General features: G+C 63.6%; 15 protein-coding genes and 1 riboswitch. Of the genes, 8 read left to right on the forward strand and 7 right to left on the reverse strand.

Annotation, left to right across the window (positions count from 1 at the left end; genetic code table 11):
• Positions 1-31: 31 nt before the first annotated feature.
• Complete coding sequence (locus tag QQ992_RS25815; protein WP_016712397.1) at positions 32-433, reverse strand: acyl-CoA thioesterase; 402 nt, start codon at positions 431-433, stop codon at positions 32-34.
• Between the two features lie 178 nt (positions 434-611).
• Positions 612-708: riboswitch (S-adenosyl-L-homocysteine riboswitch) on the forward strand.
• A gap of 20 nt (positions 709-728) precedes the next feature.
• Between QQ992_RS25815 and ahcY the strand changes: the two genes are divergently transcribed.
• The 5 genes from ahcY (at position 729) to rhlE2 (ending at position 7,295) form a co-directional block, all read left to right on the forward strand.
• Positions 729-2,138 (forward strand): adenosylhomocysteinase, encoded by a 1,410-nt coding sequence (gene ahcY, locus QQ992_RS25820; protein ID WP_286111555.1) that lies wholly within the window; start codon positions 729-731, stop codon positions 2,136-2,138.
• A 166-nt stretch (positions 2,139-2,304) separates the two neighbouring features.
• Positions 2,305-3,150: a methylenetetrahydrofolate reductase [NAD(P)H] gene (metF, locus tag QQ992_RS25825; RefSeq protein ID WP_016712399.1), complete on the forward strand. Its 846-nt coding sequence runs from the start codon at positions 2,305-2,307 to the stop codon at positions 3,148-3,150.
• A gap of 93 nt (positions 3,151-3,243) precedes the next feature.
• On the forward strand, positions 3,244-4,317 hold the full coding sequence (locus tag QQ992_RS25830; RefSeq protein WP_286111556.1) for a macro domain-containing protein: 1,074 nt from the start codon (positions 3,244-3,246) through the stop codon (positions 4,315-4,317).
• Positions 4,318-4,383: 66 nt separating this feature from the next.
• Entirely contained in the window at positions 4,384-5,172 is a 789-nt protein-coding gene (locus QQ992_RS25835) for a substrate-binding periplasmic protein (protein WP_286111557.1), read from the forward strand.
• Between the two features lie 218 nt (positions 5,173-5,390).
• A complete protein-coding gene (gene rhlE2, locus QQ992_RS25840; RefSeq protein WP_286111558.1) occupies positions 5,391-7,295 on the forward strand; it encodes an RNA helicase RhlE2 in 1,905 nt (634 codons plus the stop codon).
• Between the two features lie 51 nt (positions 7,296-7,346).
• Here the strand turns inward: rhlE2 and QQ992_RS25845 are convergent, their stop codons facing one another.
• From QQ992_RS25845 to QQ992_RS25855, 3 genes are all read right to left on the reverse strand, one after another.
• A complete protein-coding gene (locus tag QQ992_RS25845) occupies positions 7,347-7,925 on the reverse strand; it encodes a YceI family protein (RefSeq protein WP_025340897.1) in 579 nt (192 codons plus the stop codon).
• Positions 7,926-7,957: 32 nt separating this feature from the next.
• Positions 7,958-8,509, reverse strand: a complete 552-nt coding sequence (locus QQ992_RS25850; protein WP_019096619.1) for a cytochrome b — start codon at positions 8,507-8,509, stop codon at positions 7,958-7,960.
• A gap of 191 nt (positions 8,510-8,700) precedes the next feature.
• Positions 8,701-10,557: a flavin monoamine oxidase family protein gene (locus QQ992_RS25855; RefSeq protein ID WP_286111559.1), complete on the reverse strand. Its 1,857-nt coding sequence runs from the start codon at positions 10,555-10,557 to the stop codon at positions 8,701-8,703.
• A gap of 210 nt (positions 10,558-10,767) precedes the next feature.
• On the opposite strand from QQ992_RS25855, the gene QQ992_RS25860 reads away from it, so the two are divergent.
• The 3 genes from QQ992_RS25860 (at position 10,768) to QQ992_RS25870 (ending at position 13,637) form a co-directional block, all read left to right on the forward strand.
• Positions 10,768-11,259: a hypothetical protein gene (locus QQ992_RS25860; protein WP_286111561.1), complete on the forward strand. Its 492-nt coding sequence runs from the start codon at positions 10,768-10,770 to the stop codon at positions 11,257-11,259.
• Between the two features lie 78 nt (positions 11,260-11,337).
• Entirely contained in the window at positions 11,338-12,744 is a 1,407-nt protein-coding gene (locus QQ992_RS25865; protein ID WP_286111563.1) for an adenosylmethionine--8-amino-7-oxononanoate transaminase, read from the forward strand.
• Positions 12,745-12,917: 173 nt separating this feature from the next.
• Positions 12,918-13,637: a 16S rRNA (uracil(1498)-N(3))-methyltransferase gene (locus QQ992_RS25870; RefSeq protein ID WP_286111564.1), complete on the forward strand. Its 720-nt coding sequence runs from the start codon at positions 12,918-12,920 to the stop codon at positions 13,635-13,637.
• On the opposite strand, the gene trhA is transcribed toward QQ992_RS25870, so the two are convergent.
• From trhA to QQ992_RS25885, 3 genes are all read right to left on the reverse strand, one after another.
• Positions 13,638-14,255, reverse strand: a complete 618-nt coding sequence (gene trhA / locus QQ992_RS25875; protein WP_286111565.1) for a PAQR family membrane homeostasis protein TrhA — start codon at positions 14,253-14,255, stop codon at positions 13,638-13,640.
• A gap of 107 nt (positions 14,256-14,362) precedes the next feature.
• Positions 14,363-14,836, reverse strand: coding sequence for a chemotaxis protein CheW (locus QQ992_RS25880; protein ID WP_119371659.1), 474 nt, complete (start codon positions 14,834-14,836; stop codon positions 14,363-14,365).
• Positions 14,829-19,778, reverse strand: a complete 4,950-nt coding sequence (locus QQ992_RS25885) for a hybrid sensor histidine kinase/response regulator (RefSeq protein WP_286111567.1) — start codon at positions 19,776-19,778, stop codon at positions 14,829-14,831. Before QQ992_RS25885 ends, QQ992_RS25880 begins: the two co-directional genes overlap by 8 nt.
• Positions 19,779-19,786: the final 8 nt, after the last annotated feature.

Genomic DNA, 19,786 nt, shown 5'->3' on the forward strand with positions numbered 1-19,786 from the left:
TTCCGGGGCCGCTTTGCGGCCCCAAAAATCGTCATTCCACTGCAGAATCCGGGAACTGGTCCTGAATGTACTTGATCTCGGTACGCCCATGCGGCGCCGGCAGGCCGTCTTCACCCAGGTTGACAAAGACCATCTTGTCGACCGTGAGGATGGCCTTGCGGCTGATCTTGTTGCGCACTTCACACTTGAGCGTGATCGAGGTGCGACCAAACTCGGTGGCGGTGATGCCCAGCTCGATGATGTCGCCCTGGCGCGAAGCGCTGACGAAGTTGATTTCCGAAATGTACTTGGTCACCACGCGCTGGTTGCCCAGCTGGACGATGGCGTAGATCGCCGCCTCTTCGTCGATCCAGCGCAACAGGCTGCCACCGAACAGGGTGCCATTGGGGTTGAGGTCTTCGGGTTTAACCCACTTGCGGGTGTGAAAGTTCATCTGTACTCCTGACCTGCTTGGCTAACGTAGAGCAATGATGGCAGAGCGGCCGCCATCGCTCCATTGAACATCGACTATCGTCGCGATTAATCGACAGAAAACCTTGGGCAAGCGGGCGGGGGCGGCTATAATCTGCGCCGCTTCACATGGTTGCCCACAGCGGTGCCATGCCCGCCACCTGTCCGAGGGGCGCTGCAGCAGGCTAGGCCTGTCAGGCTCGGATGGGGCGTTGCTCGCTCTTGCGGGCGCTTAACGCACAACGGCGCCCATTCGCACACTACGAATGGAGGCTCTCATGAGCGCTGCAAACATGCCTGCTGGTTTTACCGATTACAAAGTCGCCGACATCTCCCTGGCCGCCTGGGGCCGTCGCGAAACCATCATTGCCGAATCGGAAATGCCTGCGCTGATGGGCCTGCGTCGCAAGTACCTGACCGAGCAGCCGCTCAAGGGTGCGAAGATCCTGGGCTGCATCCACATGACCATCCAGACCGCCGTGCTGATCGAAACCCTGGTAGCCCTGGGTGCCGAAGTGCGCTGGTCGTCCTGCAACATCTTCTCCACTCAAGACCAGGCCGCTGCCTCCATCGCCGCCGCCGGTATTCCGGTATTCGCCTGGAAAGGTGAAACCGAAGAAGAGTACGAGTGGTGCCTGGAGCAGACCATCCTGAAAGATGGCCAGCCTTGGGACGCCAACATGATCCTCGACGACGGCGGCGACCTGACCGAGCTGCTGCACAAGAAGTACCCACAGGTACTGGACCGCGTGCACGGTGTGACCGAAGAGACCACCACCGGTGTGCACCGCCTGCTGGACATGCTGGCCAAGGGTGAGCTGAAAGTGCCGGCCATCAACGTCAACGACTCGGTCACCAAGAGCAAGAACGACAACAAGTACGGCTGCCGTCACAGCCTGAACGACGCCATCAAGCGCGGCACCGACCACCTGCTGTCGGGCAAGCAAGCCCTGGTGATCGGCTATGGTGACGTGGGCAAGGGCTCGGCCCAGTCCCTGCGCCAGGAAGGCATGATCGTGAAGGTCACCGAAGTTGACCCGATCTGCGCCATGCAAGCCTGCATGGACGGCTTCGAGCTGGTCTCGCCGTTCATCGACGGTATCAACGATGGCACCGAAGCCAGCATCGACAAGGCCCTGCTGGGCAAGATCGACCTGATCGTCACCACCACCGGTAACGTCAACGTCTGCGACGCCAACATGCTCAAGGCCCTGAAGAAGCGTGCCGTGGTCTGCAACATCGGCCACTTCGATAACGAAATCGACACCGCCTTCATGCGCAAGAACTGGGCCTGGGAAGAGGTCAAGCCGCAGGTACACAAGATCCACCGTACCGGCGCTGGCAGCTTCGACCCACAGAACGACGACTACCTGATCCTGCTGGCCGAAGGCCGCCTGGTCAACCTGGGTAACGCCACTGGCCACCCAAGCCGCATCATGGACGGTTCGTTCGCCAACCAGGTACTGGCACAGATCTTCCTGTTCGGGCAGAAGTACGCCGACCTGTCGGCCGAGAAGAAAGCCGAGCGCCTGACCGTTGAAGTATTGCCGAAGAAGCTCGACGAAGAAGTGGCCCTGGAAATGGTCCGCGGCTTCGGCGGCGTGGTCACCCAGTTGACCAAGCAACAAGCCGACTACATCGGTGTGACCGTCGAAGGCCCGTTCAAGCCGCACGCCTACCGCTACTAAGCGGCAAGCTTGAAGCTTCAAGCGGCAAGCAAAGGCAGCGCGTGCCGTTGCCGCTTGCAGCTCTCGCTTCAAGGATCTTGAATGATGCCCAAGCCAGATCGGCCATCACCGATCTGGCTTTTACTTGCAGCTTGCCGCTAGAAGCTTGCTGCTTGAGGAACGAGTGATGTCACAAGAACGCCGCTACAGTTTCGAGTTCTTCCCCACCAAGACCGACGCCGGTCACGAAAAGCTGATGGGCGTCGCCCGTCAGCTGGCCAGCTACAACCCGGACTTCTTCTCCTGCACCTACGGCGCCGGTGGCTCCACCCGCGACCGCACGCTGAACACCGTGCTGCAGCTGGAAAGCGAAGTGAAGGTACCTGCCGCGCCGCACCTGTCGTGCGTGGGCGACTCCAAGGACGACCTGCGCGCCCTGCTGGCCGAGTACAAGGCTGCCGGCATCAAGCGCATCGTCGCCCTGCGTGGCGACCTGCCGTCGGGCATGGGCATGGCCAGTGGCGAACTGCGCTACGCCAGCGACCTGGTCGAGTTCATCCGCCAGGAAACCGCTGATCACTTCCACCTGGAAGTGGCCGCCTACCCTGAGATGCACCCGCAGGCGCGCAACTTCGAGGCCGACCTGGCCAACTTCGTGCACAAGGTCAAGGCCGGTGCCGACAGCGCCATCACCCAGTACTTCTTCAACGCCGACAGCTACTTCTACTTCGTCGAGCGCGCACAGAAGCTGGGCGTGGACATCCCGGTGGTGCCTGGCATCATGCCAATCACCAACTACAGCAAGCTGGCCCGCTTCTCCGACGCCTGTGGCGCCGAGATCCCGCGCTGGATCCGCAAGCAGCTGGAAGCCTATGCCGACGACACCGCCAGCATCCAGGCCTTCGGCGAAGAAGTGATCACCCGCATGTGCGAACAGCTGCTGCAAGGCGGCGCACCGGGCCTGCACTTCTACACCTTGAACCAGGCCGAACCGAGCCTGGCGATCTGGAACAACCTCAAGCTGCCGCGCTGAAATCTTTTGGCAAAGTCTGCTTAAGAAATGATTAAGGCTTTGGTCATAGACTAAAGCCTTATTCATTTTCGGGTTATACAGGTCTTGCCTGCCATGCAGCATCCCCAGCCACCGCGTCCACAGCTTGTCTACCTGGCTTTTGGCCCGGCAACCTATCACCAGGAAGCCTGCTTCAGCATCGTCAGCGCCCTTGCCCACCTGGGTACGGCACGTGAAGCCATGGACATCCAGGTGTACACCGACAACCCGCAGCCCTATGCCAAACTGCCTGTCAGCATCCACCTGCTGGACGAAGCCACGCGCCAGGCATGGAACGCCCCTCACGGTTATCACTTTCGCAGCAAGCACGTGCTGTTGCGCCAGGTGCTGGAGCAACACCCGCTGGCGGTGCTGATCGACACCGACACCTTTTTCCGCACATCGCCACTGCAACTGTTCGCCCGCGTGGCCCCGGGCAAGCTGCTGTGCAATGCCATCGGCCCGCGCTACGGCGCGAACCAGAAGTGCCTGCTGTACAAGAACCTGCTGGCCATTTTGCAAGGCCGAGGCCTGGCCGACTGCCAGATGCCACTGATCAACTCCGGCGTGATCGGCCTCACGGCCGAGGACGCCAGCACACTGGACAGTTCCATCGCCATGATGGACGAGTTCTACCCCCTGGCCCGCGAGGCCTATACCCTCGAAGAGTTCTGCCTGGCGGTGGCGGCCTATCGCCAGCTGGAGCTGGCAGAGTGCACCGATGTCATCCACCACTACTGGAGCCGCAAGGCGCAATTTCGCGCCAAGATCCAGGCCTGGCTGCGCAAGCACGGCCACGACCCGCTGGGCCAGGCGGCACTGGCTGACGTCAAGCTGGTCAACGACCAGCTACCCCGGCCACCCGCGCTGCACCGCCTGGGCTACAAGGCGTTGAGCATGACCCTGCCCAGACACGAGCGCCAGTTCGCCCGCGAGTTGCTCTATGGCTGCTACCCCTACCCCAATGAGTTCGACCGCGCCTGCGCACCGGCCTGGTGGGACAAGGCCCTGGAAAACCTCAACGCCCGCTGCGGCCAGCTGCAGCCCGAGCAACTGCGCCAGTGCTTGCGCCACCCGGGGCTGCGGCTGTCGCTGGGTGAGCGGCGCAAGGAAATCGAGACACATTTGCTGAGGTCCTCCCACATTTGAGTGGGCCGGCACAGGAGAACACCACCCCCTCTGGCCTAGAACAGGCCGAGCGCGTAATCTCCGGCCATGCCACTCGTCGCCCGCCTGTTCTGCACCCTGCTGCTCGCCTGCCTGAGCCCGTCGGCCTTGGGCGAGCGTCTGCGCCTGGTGTCCGATGACTGGGCACCCTACATCTACCAGCAGAGTGGCCAACCCCAAGGCATCGACTACGAAGTCACCACCGAGGTGTTCAAACGCCTCGGCGTCGAGGTGGAATGGCAGTTCCTTCCATGGAAGCGCTGCCTGGCAATGATCGAGCAAGGCCTGGCCGACGGGATTCTGGACATCTTCCAGACCGAAGCCCGGCGCCCCTACCTGGTCTATGCCCCCGAGCCCTTGTCGCAAGTCGAATTCGTGTTGTTCCAGGCGCGCGCACGCCGCCACCCTGTGACCGGCCCGGACGACCTCACAGGCCTCACCATCGGCACCTCGCCCGGCTATGCCTACGGCGCCGCGTTCAACGAGGCCACACATTTCCGTCGGGAAGCCGCCCCCACCCAGGAAGCCAACTTCGGCAAGCTGCTGCTGGGCCGTATCGACCTGGCAATCACTGATCGCAAGGTTGGTCATTACCTGCTCCGGCAACTGGGCCTGGAACAGCAAGTAGAGGCGCTGCCACTGCTGATCAACCGCCAGGCCCAGTACCTGGGGCTGGTACGCAAACCCGGGCGTGAGGCATTGGCCCTGGCCTTTGCCGAAGAACTGCAGCGTTTCAAACAGGAACCGGCCTTTGCCGCCATCAGCCAGCGCTACACAGGCGACATCGGAAACATTCTCAACGCCGTTGAGCAGCAGGAAAGCAGCACAGCGCGATAGCTCTGTTATACTCGGGCCTTCCCGCCCGGCTCACGCCCGGACGCTCGGCCTCGCAACAGGCATCCCGATCGGCACCGACGCCCCTTCGCGTCCACCCTCCGTTTCCCGGATGTGCAGTGAAAGCCCAGCTGGACCGGACGCGATCGCATCCCACCGATGCCCGTCGCGCCAGGCAGAACATCCCAACGGGCCCAGCCCACACGAGAACAGGATCGCCCATGTCCTTTGCTTCCCTCGGTCTCTCCGAGGCTCTTGTCCGCGCTATCGAGGCTGCGGGCTATACCCAGCCGACCCCCGTGCAACAGCGGGCCATTCCCGCCGTGTTGCAAGGCCGTGACCTGATGGTTGCCGCACAGACAGGTACTGGTAAAACCGGCGGTTTCGCCCTGCCGATTCTCGAGCGCCTGTTCCCGGCCGGCCACCCCGACAAGTCGCAACGTCACGGCCCGCGCCAGCCGCGCGTACTGGTCCTGACCCCGACCCGCGAACTGGCAGCCCAGGTGCACGACAGCTTCAAGGTGTATGCCCGCGACCTGCCACTGGTCAGCGCCTGCATCTTCGGCGGCGTTGGCATGAACCCGCAGATCCAGGCCATCGCCAAAGGCGTTGACGTGCTGGTTGCCTGCCCGGGCCGCCTGCTCGACCTGGCCGGCCAAGGCAAGGTTGACCTGGCCCACGTGGAAATCCTGGTACTCGACGAAGCCGACCGCATGCTCGACATGGGCTTCATCCACGACGTCAAGAAGGTACTGGCCCGCCTGCCGGCCAAGCGCCAGAACCTGCTGTTCTCGGCCACCTTCTCCAAGGACATCACCGACCTCGCCGACAAGCTTCTGCATAACCCGGAGCGTATCGAGGTCACCCCGCCGAACACCACGGTCGAACGTATCGAACAACGCGTGTACCGCCTGCCTGCCAGCCACAAGCGCGCGCTGCTGGCACACCTGATTACCCTGGGTGCCTGGGAACAGGTGCTGGTGTTCACCCGTACCAAGCACGGCGCCAACCGCCTGGCCGAGTACCTGGAAAAGCACGGCCTGACCGCCGCTGCGATCCACGGCAACAAGAGCCAGAACGCCCGCACCAAGGCGCTGGCCGACTTCAAGGCCAACAGCGTGCGCGTGCTGGTTGCCACCGACATCGCCGCCCGCGGCCTGGACATCGACCAACTGCCTCATGTGGTCAACTTCGAGCTGCCCAATGTCGAGGAAGATTACGTTCACCGCATTGGCCGTACCGGCCGTGCCGGTCGTTCGGGCGAGGCGATTTCCATGGTCGCGCCGGATGAAGAGAAGCTGCTCAAGAGCATCGAGCGGGTGACCAAGCAGCGCATCCCGGATGGCGACCTGATGGGCTTCGATGCCAGCCAGGTAGAAGCCGAAAAGCCCGAAGTGCGCGAGCGCCCGCAAAACAACGGCCGCGGTGGCCGTAACCAGCAGGCCCGTGGCGAAGGCGGCAAAGACGCCAACGGCGGCCGCAAGGACAAAGGCAAGGATAAAGGCAAGGCCAAGCAGCAGTCTGCGGAGAAGCCGGCCGACAAGGAAAATAGCGGCGACAAGCAACAACAGCCGCGCAAGCCGCGTGACAAGAAGCCGCGCCAGCAGCAACAGCAGCAGGCCAGCAACAGCAGCGTGCCGAAAGCGCCAGCCGACCGTGACCCGGAAGAGTTCCTGGACGACGATATCGACAACTTCGGTAACCGCGCTGACTACGTCAGCCCCTACCAAGGCAAGAACCAGGGCCGCAACCGCCGCCCAGGTGGTGGTGCGGGCCAAGGTCAGGGCCAAGGCAATGGCCAGCGCAGCAATGCCGGTGGCCAGGGCCAGGCCCGCAGTGGTGGCCAGCAGCGCAGCGGTAGCGGCGGCGGCGAAAAACGCCCGCCTCGCGCCAACAACGGTGGCGGTGCCCGTCGCGATGGCGGCGGCGCAGGCCGTGGCCGCCCTGCCCGTGACGATGCCGCCCGGCAAGAGCCGGCCGTGCGCAACCCGCGCCAGCCGGAAAAACAGCCGGTGATCATCCGCAAGGAATCCAAGCTCGACCGTTACCCAACGCCTGAGCAGCTGGATGATTTGCCAAGCCGCCCGCGCGGTGAGCGCCCAGCCTTGTTGACCCGAAAAGGCTAAGAAACGAAAACGCCGCCCAATGGGCGGCGTTTTTTATTGCCGAAGCATCACTTACTTCTGCTTCACGCCTTCAACACTGATATCCAGGTCCAGGGTCTGCGAGGTAGCACCCGGGCCTTTGATACCGAAGTCGTTCAGGTTCAGGGTGGTGGTGGCGTTAAAGCCAGCACGCTCGCCGCCCCATGGGTCCTTGCCTTCACCGTTGAAGGTAGCCTTGAAGGTGACCGGCTTGGTCACGCCGTGCATGGTCAGGTCGCCGGTCACGTCAGCCGTCTTGTCGCCAGTCGACTTGACGCTGGTGGAGACAAACTTGGCTTCCGGGTACTTCTTCACGTCGAGGAAATCGGCACTGGCGATGTGCTTGTCACGCTCGGCGTGGTTCGACCACAGGCTGGCGGTTTTCAGGTCGACGTTGATCTTGCTGGCTTCAGGCTTGGCGCTGTCCCAAGTGAAGTTACCGTCGAAGTCCTTGAAGGTACCGTGGATGAAGCTGTAGCCCAGGTGGCTGATTTTCCAGTCAACGAACGCGTGCTGGCCTTCCTTGTCGATCTTGTACTCGGCAGCCATGGCCTGGCCAGCGGAGAGCAGTGCGGTACCGAGCGCCAGAGCGGCAAAAGTCTTTTTCAACATCCTGTTCCTTCCTATGCAATTGAGGTTGAGGGTCAAGCTTTGCGGCCCAGCATGCGGGTCAGGGTCGCGTCACGGTCGATGAAATGGTGCTTGAGCGCTGCCAAGGCATGCAGCACGGCAAAAATGACCAGGCCCCAGGCCAGCCACAGGTGAATCACACCTGCCACGTCTGCCTGATCGGGCAAGTCGCTGATCAATGCCGGCACTTCGAACAGGCCGAACACCGGAATGCCGACGCCGTCGGCGGTGGAAATCAGGTAACCGGCCGCCATCACCGCAAACAGCCCAAGGTACAGGGCCAGGTGCCCCAGCTTGGCCGCCAGGCGGGTGAAGGCGCCATGGTTGGCCGGCGCCGGAGGTGGCGGGCTGACGAAACGCCAGACTACGCGCAGCAGCATCACCGCCAACAGCACCAGGCCGATGCTCTTGTGCAGGTCCGGGCCGGCCTTGCGCCAAGGGCTGTAATAGTCGAGGCCGACCATCCACAAGCCCAGACCAAACAGGCCGAAGACTGCCAGCGCCACACCCCAGTGCAGGATGATGCTGACCACGCCGTAGCGAGAAGATGAATTACGCAGTTGCATGTTGGCGTGTTTCCCCGTGAAAGCTGTGCACAGACTAACGCGAAATGTATCGAAGAAAAGCGGAAAAAATTGCTTCGGATTATCGAGAAATCCGATATTTATTCTGTAACCTTCCCATTAAGGAAACATTAACGATAGCCGGAGCGCTCAGGGTTGCCAGTGCCGGCCCTATCGCCGGCACTGGCAATAAATCAACCCGCCTTGGCCTGGGTATTGGCCACAGGTTTCTTGGTCGGTTCGGACTTGGCAGTCGCCTTCTTGGTCTCGGCAGGCTTGTGCGCAGGTTTGTGCGCCGGCGCATGCTTGGCCGGAGCCGCCTTGGTCGCTGCTGGCTTGGCAGCCGCCTCCTTGACCACAGGTGCAGGCGCAACCGGGGCCGGCGCGGCTTGTGGAGCTGGCACAGGTGCCGGCGCCACTTCCTCAGCCTTGGCGATCGGCTCGGCCTTCACTTGCGGCTTGTCCGCCCCGCCAAACAGGCGCTTGAAGAAGCCCGGCTTGTCCTGCTTGGCCTCTTCGACCTTTTTCGGCTCCTCTTTCACTGGCGCCTTGTCAGCCTTGTCGGACGAACCACCGAACAGATTGGAGAAGAAACCGCCCTTGCTTTCCTTGGCGGCCACCGCACCGGCTGCCGCAGCCGCCGCAACCGGCGCCGCTTTGGCCGGGTCGAACGACTTGCCGGCCAACAGGTCCTGCACCTGGCTGGCCGCACGCTGGCCGCTGCGCAACGCGCCTTCCAGGGTGCCAGGGTACAGGGCATCGGTATGCTCACCGGCAAAGGTGATGCGTTGCACCGGGCGCTCCCACAAGCGCCAGTACTTGCTGATCTGCCCCGGGCCATAAGCCAGGTAGGCGCCGCCGGTGCCGGCGTCGGTGCTGTAGCGCTTGAGCTCGTAACCGGTAAATGCACCACGGGCCTGTGGGTAGAACGCATGCAGGCGGATCAGCACCTGGTCGACCATCTGCTTGTCGCCAAATGCCTGCAGCAGGCGGGCGTTGTCGCCGGACAGGTTGATCACCACGTTGGCGCCGCCCTTGAGCGCAGGCTCGATCCACAGCATGCCGAGGCCGGCGTTACTGAAAATTTCGCCCGACATGCGTGCGCGGCTTTCCCACACCGGCTTCTTGAACTTGAGCATCAGCTGGTCGCGCCAGCCATAGTTGGTGCCCTTCAACGCTGCCAGGTGCTGGTTGTCCAGGCCCGGGGTCATCTGAATCTTGGCCAGGGCACGCAGCGGCACGGCCATGACCAGGTAATCGGCCTGGTAGCCGACGCTGCCGACTTTTACCGTTACCCCGTCCTTGTCCTGGACGATGGCGGTGACCGGCGAGCTGGTCTTGATGGTTTTCAGCTGTTTGACGAAAGCCTGGGCCAGTACCGGGCTGCCACCCGGCAGGCGTGCGGCACGCAGGTCGCGGTCGCTGACGCCACGGTACACGCGGTTCTGCTGGGCGAAGTACAGCAGCGACAGGCGCGACGGCTCATCGTAGCGGGTACGGATCTGCTGGTTGACCAACTGACGGGCCGTGGCCGGCAGCTGCAACTTGTCGAGCCAGGTGGAGACGTTGATCTGGTCGAGGGCAAACAATGTGCTGGTTGCCTGCGGGTTCAGCGGGTCGTCGATGGAGCGGGCCAGGTCGTCGAGGGTTTTCTCGTAGCGCTTGAGTGCTTCGGCGGTAGCAGGCTGCTTGGTGGCCAGGTCGGTGGCGCTGAAATACTCGCCGTCGATCAGGTAACCGGGGGTACGCACGAACTCCGGCGCTGGCAGTGTTTCAAGCTTGAAACGGTCCAGGTACTGGTTGAGCACCGGCTGCGCCTTGGCGTTGCCGATCCATTCGCTGGTGGCCAGGCCCGAACGCCCGCCCATGCCCGATTTGGCTTCCAGCAGGGTCACCTGCCAGCCTTTGTTCTGCAGCTCGTAGGCTGCTGTCAGGCCTGCCAGGCCGCCGCCCACTACGATTGCCGTGGGCGTCTTGTCCTTTGCCAGCGCGGCGCCGCTGGACACACCAATCAATACCAACGCGCACAGGCGCACCCAAGCAGCAGCCATGTCGGCGAACTCCGAGTCAGAGGTTACAGATACGGGAAGAGGCAGGAATGCCCCGAGAGAGATGCGTTAAGAATACGTCACCTCCGCCAACCCTGCCAGCGCAGTGACATCAAGTGCTTTTGGCAACTGACATTTTTGCCAGTAGCCCTGTTACACAGCGGCAGGTAAAACTGACGAAGGTGGCCAGAGCCCCGCCAGGAGGGCACGAACATGATCTTCGAGGAGCACTTTCAACACGTCGAACGGCAGTTTTTGTGGCACAAGCAAACGCTTAGAACAGCCTCTGGCCTGAGTATCCGCTCCAACAGCACCTCATGGACCGGCTTTCATGAAGCGTTCAAGGGCGATGACGGCACCGAACTGGTCATTGATGAGCACAGCGATGTGGAGATTACCTTCGCTCAGGAAGTCGAGTGCCTGCGGCTTGAGTACTATGTGGTCAGCGATTTCCTCTGTGACGACCTGCACATGCTGTTCGATGCCGAGAATAATGACTACGACCTGATTGCTCCGGCGCCGCGCCACTTCTACTGGCTCACCCTGGAAGGCCACGGCATCCGTGACCTGCGCCCCGGGCCTATTGCCACGTCTCCCTATCATCAGGTGATCGATGGGCCTTTCCGGCGGCTGACCATCTCCACCTCGCAGGCAGGGACCGTACACATCCGCAAGCTTGAATGGACCGGCACCCACCGCCATTGAACGCCGCGGTTGTCCTGCCCTGCGGCATTGCTTAGGCTTACGCGGTCGAACCACGCCGCAAAGCCAGGAGAAGTGCCCATGGGCCTCAATGAACAGTGGATGCAACGCGACCTCAAGGTCCTGTGGCACCCCTGCACCCAGATGAAAGACCACGAGCAGCTGCCGCTGATCCCGATCAAGCGCGGCGAAGGCGTGTGGCTGGAGGACTTCGAAGGCAAGCGCTACCTGGACGCGGTGAGCAGCTGGTGGGTGAACGTGTTCGGCCATGCCAACCCGCGCATCAACCAGCGCATCAAGGACCAGGTCGACCAGCTGGAACATGTGATTCTGGCCGGTTTCAGCCACCAGCCTGTGATCGAGCTGTCCGAGCGCCTGGTGGCCATGACCCCGGCCGGGCTCGACCGGGTGTTCTATGCCGACAATGGCTCATCGTGCATCGAAGTGGCGCTGAAGATGAGCTTCCATTACTGGCAGAACGTCGGCAAGCCAGGCAAGAAGCGCTTCGTTACCCTGACCAACAGCTACCACGGCGAAACCATTGCCGCCATGTCGGTGGGCGATGTGCCGTTGTTCACCGAAACCTACAAGGCGCTGCTGCTGGACACCCTCAAGGTGCCCAGCCCCGACTGCTACCTGCGCCCCGAAGGCATGAGCTGGGAAGAGCACTCGCGCAACATGTTCCAGGCCATGGAACAGACCCTGGCCGAGCATCACGCCTCCATCAGCGCCGTGATCGTCGAGCCACTGATCCAGGGCGCTGGCGGCATGCGCATGTACCACCCGGTGTACCTCAAGCTGCTGCGTGAAGCCTGCGACCGCTACGACGTGCACCTGATCCACGACGAGATCGCCGTGGGCTTTGGCCGCACCGGTACGATGTTCGCGTGTGAACAGGCGGGCATCCGCCCGGACTTCCTGTGCCTGTCCAAGGCCCTGACCGGTGGTTACCTGCCGTTGGCCGCCTGCCTGACTACCGACAAGGTGTACCAGGCGTTCTACGACGACTACCCGACCCTGCGCGCGTTCCTGCACTCGCACAGCTACACCGGCAACCCGCTGGCGTGTGCTGCGGCGCTGGCGACCCTCGATATTTTTGAGCAGGACAACGTGATCGAGGCCAACAAGGCCTTGGCTACGCGCATGGCAACGGCGACTGCACACCTGGCCGACCATGCCCACGTTGCCGAAATTCGCCAGACCGGCATGGCTCTGGCCATCGAGATGGTCAAGGACAAGGCAGGAAAAGTTGCCTACCCGTGGCAGGAGCGGCGTGGCCTGAAAGTATTCGAGCATGCCCTGACGCGCGGCGCCCTGCTGCGCCCGCTGGGCAGCGTGGTGTACTTCCTGCCGCCCTACGTGATCACACCCGAGCAGATCGACTTCCTGGCGGAAGTGGCCAGTGAAGGTATCGACATTGCTACCCGGGAAAGCGTCAGCGTTGCCGTGCCGGCCAACTTCCACCCCGACTTCCGCGACCCGGGCTAGGCCAGAAAGCCCGCGCCGACCCCCTGTAGGAGCGGCCTTGTGTCGCGAAAGGGCTGCGAAGCAGCCCCAGGATTTCAGTGGCGATGCATGAATTGCTGGGGCCGCTGCGCGGCCCTTTCGCGACACAAGGCCGCTCCTACAAAGGGCGAGTTAACCTTTTAAACGAGCACCCCATGAGACTGTCCCGCTTCTTCATCGACGCCCCCCTGAGCCTTGGCGAGCACGACCTGCCCGAAGCCCAGGCCCACTACATCGGCCGCGTACTGCGCATGGCCCCCGGCGACGCCGTGCAGCTGTTCGACGGCAGCGGCCAGGAATACCTCGGCCAGTTGCTCGAAGTGGGCAAGAAAACCGTCCGCGTCAACCTCGACCAGGCACTGCCTGGCCAGGCCGATTCGCCACTGCATGTACACCTCGGCCAGGGCCTGTCCCGTGGCGAGCGCATGGACTGGGCGATCCAGAAAGCCACCGAACTGGGCGCCAACGAAATCACCCCGATCGTCAGCGAGCGCTGCGAAGTGCGGCTGAAGGACGAACGCGCCGACAAGCGACTGGCCCACTGGCGCCAGGTGGCCATCAGCGCCTGTGAACAATGCGGCCGCTCGACCTTGCCCGTCATCCACCCACCGGTCACCCTGGCCGAGTGGCTGAACAGCACCAAGGCCGAGCTGAAACTGGTGCTGCACCCGGTGGCCGAACCGCTCACCAGCCACGACAAGCCTGCCAACCTGGCCTTCCTGATCGGCCCCGAAGGCGGCCTGAGCGAAGCCGAAGTCGAGCAGGCCAAAGCATCCGGCTTCCATGCCGCACGCCTCGGCCCAAGGGTGCTGCGCACCGAGACCGCGCCAGTGGTGGCGCTGTCGGTGGCACAACAGCTTTGGGGCGATTTTTAACTAGCGTACGTAGAACGACACCGCCACGAAGTGCATGAGGCTGCCGGCGATCACGAACAAGTGCCAGATGCCGTGCCCGTGGCGCAAGCGGCTGTCGAGGGCGAAGAAGATGATGCCGACGGTGTAGAACACCCCGCCGGCAGCCAGCCAGGCAAAACCGGCAGTGCCCAGCGAGTGGAGCAATGGCTTGACCGCTACCAGCACGATCCAGCCCATCACCGCATAGATGATAATCGACAGAACCCGCGCCTCGGAGCGCGGTTTGATTTCTTGCAACATCCCGATCACCGCCAGCCCCCAGACCACGCCAAACAGGCTCCAACCCCAGGGGCCGCGCAGGCTGACCATGCAGAAGGGTGTGTAGCTGCCGGCGATCAGCAGGTAGATCGACAGGTGATCGAGCTTGCGCATGATCACCTTCGCCCGCCCGCGGGTGCTGTGGTAGAGGGTCGAGATGCTGTAGAGCAACAGCAGGGTACTGCCGTAGATAGAGAAACTGACGATCTTCCAGGGATCACCCTGCAGGCCTGCGACCACGATCAGCCAGATGGCACCGATACAGGCCAGGACAGCACCGACCAGGTGGGTCCAGGCGTTGAAGCGTTCACCGTAATACATGCAAACACAGACCTCCCCCAACAGCTGTAAGTTTCAAGCGGCAAGCAGCAAGTGAATCGCGATAGCATTGATGTCACCGCTCTGGCTTGCAACTTTCCGCTTGCAGCTTACAGCTCTCCTGGTTGCAGTTCCGCGTCACGCACCAGCCTTTCCAGCCCGGCCAGGTCCGGCACCCGCGCCACTTGCTCACCCACCTGCACCGCCGCCAGCTCCAGGCGCCCCAGCGCCACATCCACATAATTCAGCTGGCTGTCGAGCTTGCACGAGCGCGGAATGTCCTGCAGCAACAGCGCCAAATAACGCAGCCCGGTGTCGCCCAGGGCATTGAGCACCACAACCCGCGCCCGCTCGCCGCACGGCGTCTCGCCCCCACACGCCGCTTCGAACCCGATCAGCGGCAGGCGCTGCTGTCGCCAGTCGATCCAGCCCAGGTGCCAGGCCGGCTCACCGCGTTGGCACACCAAATTGCGCTGGCCGCTCAACTCGGCCACTGCCACGTTGGGCAACACCAGGGTGCGGTCGCCCAAGGGCAGCAACAGCCCGGTCAGGCTGCTGCGCTGGCCGGCAATCAGTTCAAGCATGGGGCTGGCTCCAGTGTGCAATGCTCTGCAGCAACAACGACTCCTGATACGGCTTGCCCAGGTATTCGTTGACGCCGATGGCCATGGCGCGGTCGCGGTGCTTCTGCCCGGTACGCGAGGTAATCATGATGATCGGCAGGTCTTTCAGCCGCGCGTCACGGCGAATGCGGGTGGCCACCTCGAAGCCGTCCATGCGCGGCATCTCGATATCCAGCAGCAACACGTCCGGGCGGTGCTCTTCCAGCAAGGCCATGGCATCGACCCCGTCCTTGGCCGTCAGCACGCTCATGCCGTGGCGTTCCAGCAAGCGGCTGGTGACCTTGCGCACAGTCACCGAGTCGTCCACCACCATCACCAACAATGCGCGGCGCGGCACCGGGCCGAGCAACTGGCGCGGGCTGCCGCCACCGGGCAAACGGGCCAGGCGCCGCTGCTGGCCGCGCAGTTGGCCAAGCAGGTCGAGAATCAGCACGACCCGGCCATCGCCCAGCAGCGTCGCCCCCGACAGCCCGGCAACGGCAGCAAACTGCGGCCCCAGGCTCTTCACCACGATTTCGCGGCTAGGCGACAAGTTGTCGGCCTGGATTGCGAACGACTGCTCCTTCGAATGCACCAGCAGCACCGGCAACGGCACGCTTTGTCCCAACAGCGCGGGGCGCGGCAGGCCTTGCAGCAACTCGCCCAGGTAGCGCAGCTCGTATTCGTGGCCAGCGTACACGTAGCGCGGCGAGTCCAGCTGATAGCACGCCGCCAGCTCTGCCGGCGGCACGCGGACAATGCCTTCGATGGTGTTCAGCGGGATGGCGTACTGCTCTTCGCCCAGATGCACCATCAGCGCACGGTTGATCGATACGGTGAACGGCAGGCGGATCAAAAAACGCGCGCCCTTGCCCTGAGCCGACTCGATGCTCATCGAGCCCCCCAGTTGCTTGACCTCCTCGTGCACCACGTCCATGCCCAGGCCGCGCCCGGAGATCTGGGTGATCTTCTCGGCGGTGGAAAAACCCGGGCGCAGGATGAACTGCAGGATCTCGTGATCGCTCAACTGCGCCTGCGGGTCCAGCAAGCCGCGCTTGATGGCCTTGCGCCGCACCGCTTCAAGCGGAACGCCAGCGCCGTCGTCGGTCATTTCGATCACGATATCGGCGCCTTCGTGCAGCAAGTTCAGGTGGATGGTGCCCTGCTCCGGTTTGCCGGCGGCCAGGCGTGCTTCGCGGCTTTCCAGGCCATGGTCGACGGCGTTGCGCAGCATGTGCTCAAGCGGTGCCACCATGCGCTCAAGCACACTGCGGTCCAGTTCACCTTCGGCGTTGCCGACCACCAGTTCTACCTGCTTGCCCAACTCGCTGGCCACCTGCCGCACCACGCGCTGCAAGCGCGGCACAAGGCGCTCGAACGGCACCATCAAGGTCGCGGTCAAGCCTTCCTGCAACTGGCTGTTCACCCGCGCCTGCTGCTGCAGCAGGCTGTAGGCCTCCTGGGCACGCTGAGCCAGGGTTTCCTTCAGGTCGAGCAAGTCCGAGGCGGACTCGAACAAGGCCCGCGACAACTGCTGCAACTGTGAATGGCGGTCCATTTCCAGCGGGTCGAAATCGTCATAGGCATCGCCTTCGAACTGCTGGCGACTGGAGATTCGCCCTTGGGTCTCGATGTCCAGGCGCAACAGCTGGTCGCGCATGCGCTCAAGGGTGGTTTCCATCTCGTTGAGGGTGAACTGTGCATCGTTGACTTGCTGCTCGATGCGCCCACGAATGATCGAATGCTCACCCGCCAGGTTACCCAGGTCGTCGAGCAACTCGGCATCGACCTTGACCATATCGCCTGGCGCCCGCTCTGGCGCTGCTGTCGGTACCTCGCTGGCGGCGGCTTCGACCGGCCCTTGGCCGGCAGCACTGTCGGTCAGGGCCGCGCTGCTGAAGTTACGGATATAGTCGATCAGCGCCGTGGCGGCATGCAGTGGCTGCCCCAGGCGCACGGCATCGAGCATGTGCGCCAGGCGGTCGTGGCAGTTCTGCAACAGTGCGAACAAAGGCGCGCTCGGCGGCAAGCGGCCGGCAGCCAGCAGTTCGTACAGAAACTCCAGTTCGTGAGCCAGGTCACCGATGGGGGCAATTTCGACCATGCGCGCCACACCCTTAAGGGTGTGCAGGTCGCGCATCAGGTTGTCTACCTCGACGCTGCTGCGCGGGTCGGCCTGCCAGCGCGCCAAGGCTGCGGCGGCGCTTTCGACGATGTCCGAGCTTTCTTCAAGGAACACTTCCAGCAGCTCTTCGCCTGGGCTTTCCGGTTCCTCAACCAGAGGCTCGGTCACGTCAGGCAGCTGCGGCTGATGGGGCAGCCCCAGGCCCAGGGTATCGGCCACGTCCATGTCCGGGTGCAACGGCGTGACCGTGTCGATGCCCACCAGGCCAGTGGCCTCTGGCGCCAAGGCTTGGTCCAGCAGGTTGCGCAGGCCGTCGACCGTTTCTGACCGTGGCGCGATGTCCTGCCCGGCCGCCACTTCATCGAGCATGTCCAGCAGGGCTTCATGGGCGCGCCGGGCGTGGGCGAAGAAGCGCGCATTGGCAGGCAAGCTGCCCTCTTCCACAGCGCCATACAGGTCCAGCAAGGCCTCGCACACATCATCCATCTGCCACAAGTCGGCCAGGTGCGCGGCGTGGCCGAGGGTGGTCAGCTGGTCGAGCAGGGTGTCCAGCGCATCACGCTGCCCAGGCTGTTGCTGCCAGCGCGACAGCAACGACTCGGCATCGAGCAGGATATCCATGGCCTGGGCCAGGAAGCTGGCGACCAACTGCGGGTCGCGCTTGCCGCGCCGGACATGCTGCGGGTCGTCATGCAAGCTGGCCAGGCGTGCATCTACGGCCTGGCCAACCTGTTCGATCAGCTCCGCAGCACCAGGGATGGCGGCCAACGGCGTGCTGTCGAGTTGCGCCAGGCCCAGGTGAAACAGCGAACGTGCGGCTTCCAGCCATTCGATCTCGGCCATTTGCAGGGGCAGTTGGTGGCCCTTGTATTCCCGGGCCAGGCGGTCGAAGGCGGTGGCCAGCTCGGCGACCGGCATCACCCCGGCCATGGCAGCACTGCCCTTGAGCGTATGCAGGGCGCGCTGCAGGCCATCGCTGACCGGCGTATCGTGGCCGTCTGCGCCCTGCAGAAATGCATCGAGGCTGGCCAGGTGGCCTTGCGCCTCTGTGCGGAAAATATCCAGCAGCTGCGGGTCGAGGCCATCGATATCGGCAGCACCCGGTGCGTCGTTTTCTGCCAGGGCATGCAGGTGCCCAGCCAACTGTTCGATTTCGGTCAGTTGCGGCAACTGGCCAGCCGCAAAATCGGCCAGCAAATCGGGTAAGTGGACGAACACTTGCTGCAGGGCCACCACGCCTTCCGGGCTCAGCACCCTACGGCCCTCCAGCACCCGGTTCAGCAGGTGCTCGGCGCCCCAGGCCAGCTCGGCCACCGCTTCGGCATGCACCATGCGGCCGCTGCCCTTGAGCGTATGCAGCGCACGGCGCACTTCCCCCAGCGCCTCGCGCTGCTGGTTGTCGGCACGCCAGCGCAGCCAGTGCCGCTCGATCTCCGGCAGCAACTCGCCGGCTTCATCGAGAAACACCTCGCGCAGCTCGTCATCGATGCCGTCGCCATTGGCATCCAGGCCTGCACGGGTGTCGGCCTGCGCACAATACACGCCCAGCGCTGCCAGGCTTGCACGGGCCATGTCGATGAACGGCTGGGCATCCGCCAGCGGGTCGGCCACCCGCCATTGCAGGTAGCATTCGGCGGCACTCATGGCCTCACCCAGGTGGGCCAGCTCATCGGCGGGCGGCTCTACATCCAGGTGCTGCAACCAGCGCTGCACATAGCTGGCGCAGCCGGCGAACAGCTCGGCTACGGCGGGCAGCATCAACATGGCCAGCGCGCCGCGAATCTGCTGCAACAGCCCCGGCAATGGTTGCAGGCGTTGGCGCGGCCAGTCGGACTCCAGGTAGTCGCCGATCAGGTCCTTGGCCTGCTGCAGTACGTTCAGCGATTCGTTCAGCACCAGCTGGCGTATCTCGGCCAGGTCCGAGCCTGGCAGCCCGCCCTGCCCGTTTTCTTCCAGCGGGCCGACCATGCCGTTCAGCGAAGCCTCCACGTACAGCAAGGCGCCCGCCACATCCATCAGTACCGCGTCGTCCACCACGCGCTCGCCCTGGGCCAGGGCCTGCAGCGCCAGCACCTGGTCGATGATGACCCGCCGTGGTTGCTGGAAGCCCAGCACAGCCAGGGTATCGGCCACATGGCGCAGCGGCGCCAGCAGGGCATCGAGCTGCTCGCTGTGCTGGCGGTCGCTGCGCACGAACTGGTCCAGGCGCTCCTTGATGCGCATCAGGTCGTCGCACAACGCGGTCACCACCGAGCGCAGGGCATCGCGGCCCGGCCCGGCCTGCAATTGTTCACGCCAATTGCCCAGCGACAGGTCAAGGTTGGCCAGGTCGTCAGACCCGGCAAAACGCTGTGCTGCACCGCTGATCAGGCTGGCTTGGGCCAAGGGCTCGATACCTCGGCAGGCACGTAGCTGATTGAGCAGCGGCAGCATCACCAAGGGCAGGTCGTGGCGGGCACCGCGCAAGCGCTCAAGGTACGAGGGCAATTGCTCCAGGCCACGAAACAACGCCCCCAGGCAATCGCCCCGTGGGCTGACCTGGCCGTCGGCCAGCGCCTTGGCGAACAGTTCCAACTCTTCGGCCAGGCGCGTCGCACCGCGCAGTTCAAGCATGCGCAGGCAACCCTGTACCTGATGCAGGTTGTCGACCACGAAGGCCAGCATCGACAGGTCGCCCGGTTCGCCGGCAAAACGCTCCAGCGCCTGGCGCGCCTGGCCCAGGCAGTCGAGGATGGCAGCCTTGGTCCAGGCCAGCGCTACCGTGTCGTGGCGCTCGGGACTTACAACAGCAGAAGCCATGGGCACTC

It is taken from the genome of Pseudomonas kurunegalensis (assembly GCF_030291635.1).
Lineage (GTDB): Bacteria > Pseudomonadota > Gammaproteobacteria > Pseudomonadales > Pseudomonadaceae > Aquipseudomonas > Aquipseudomonas monteilii.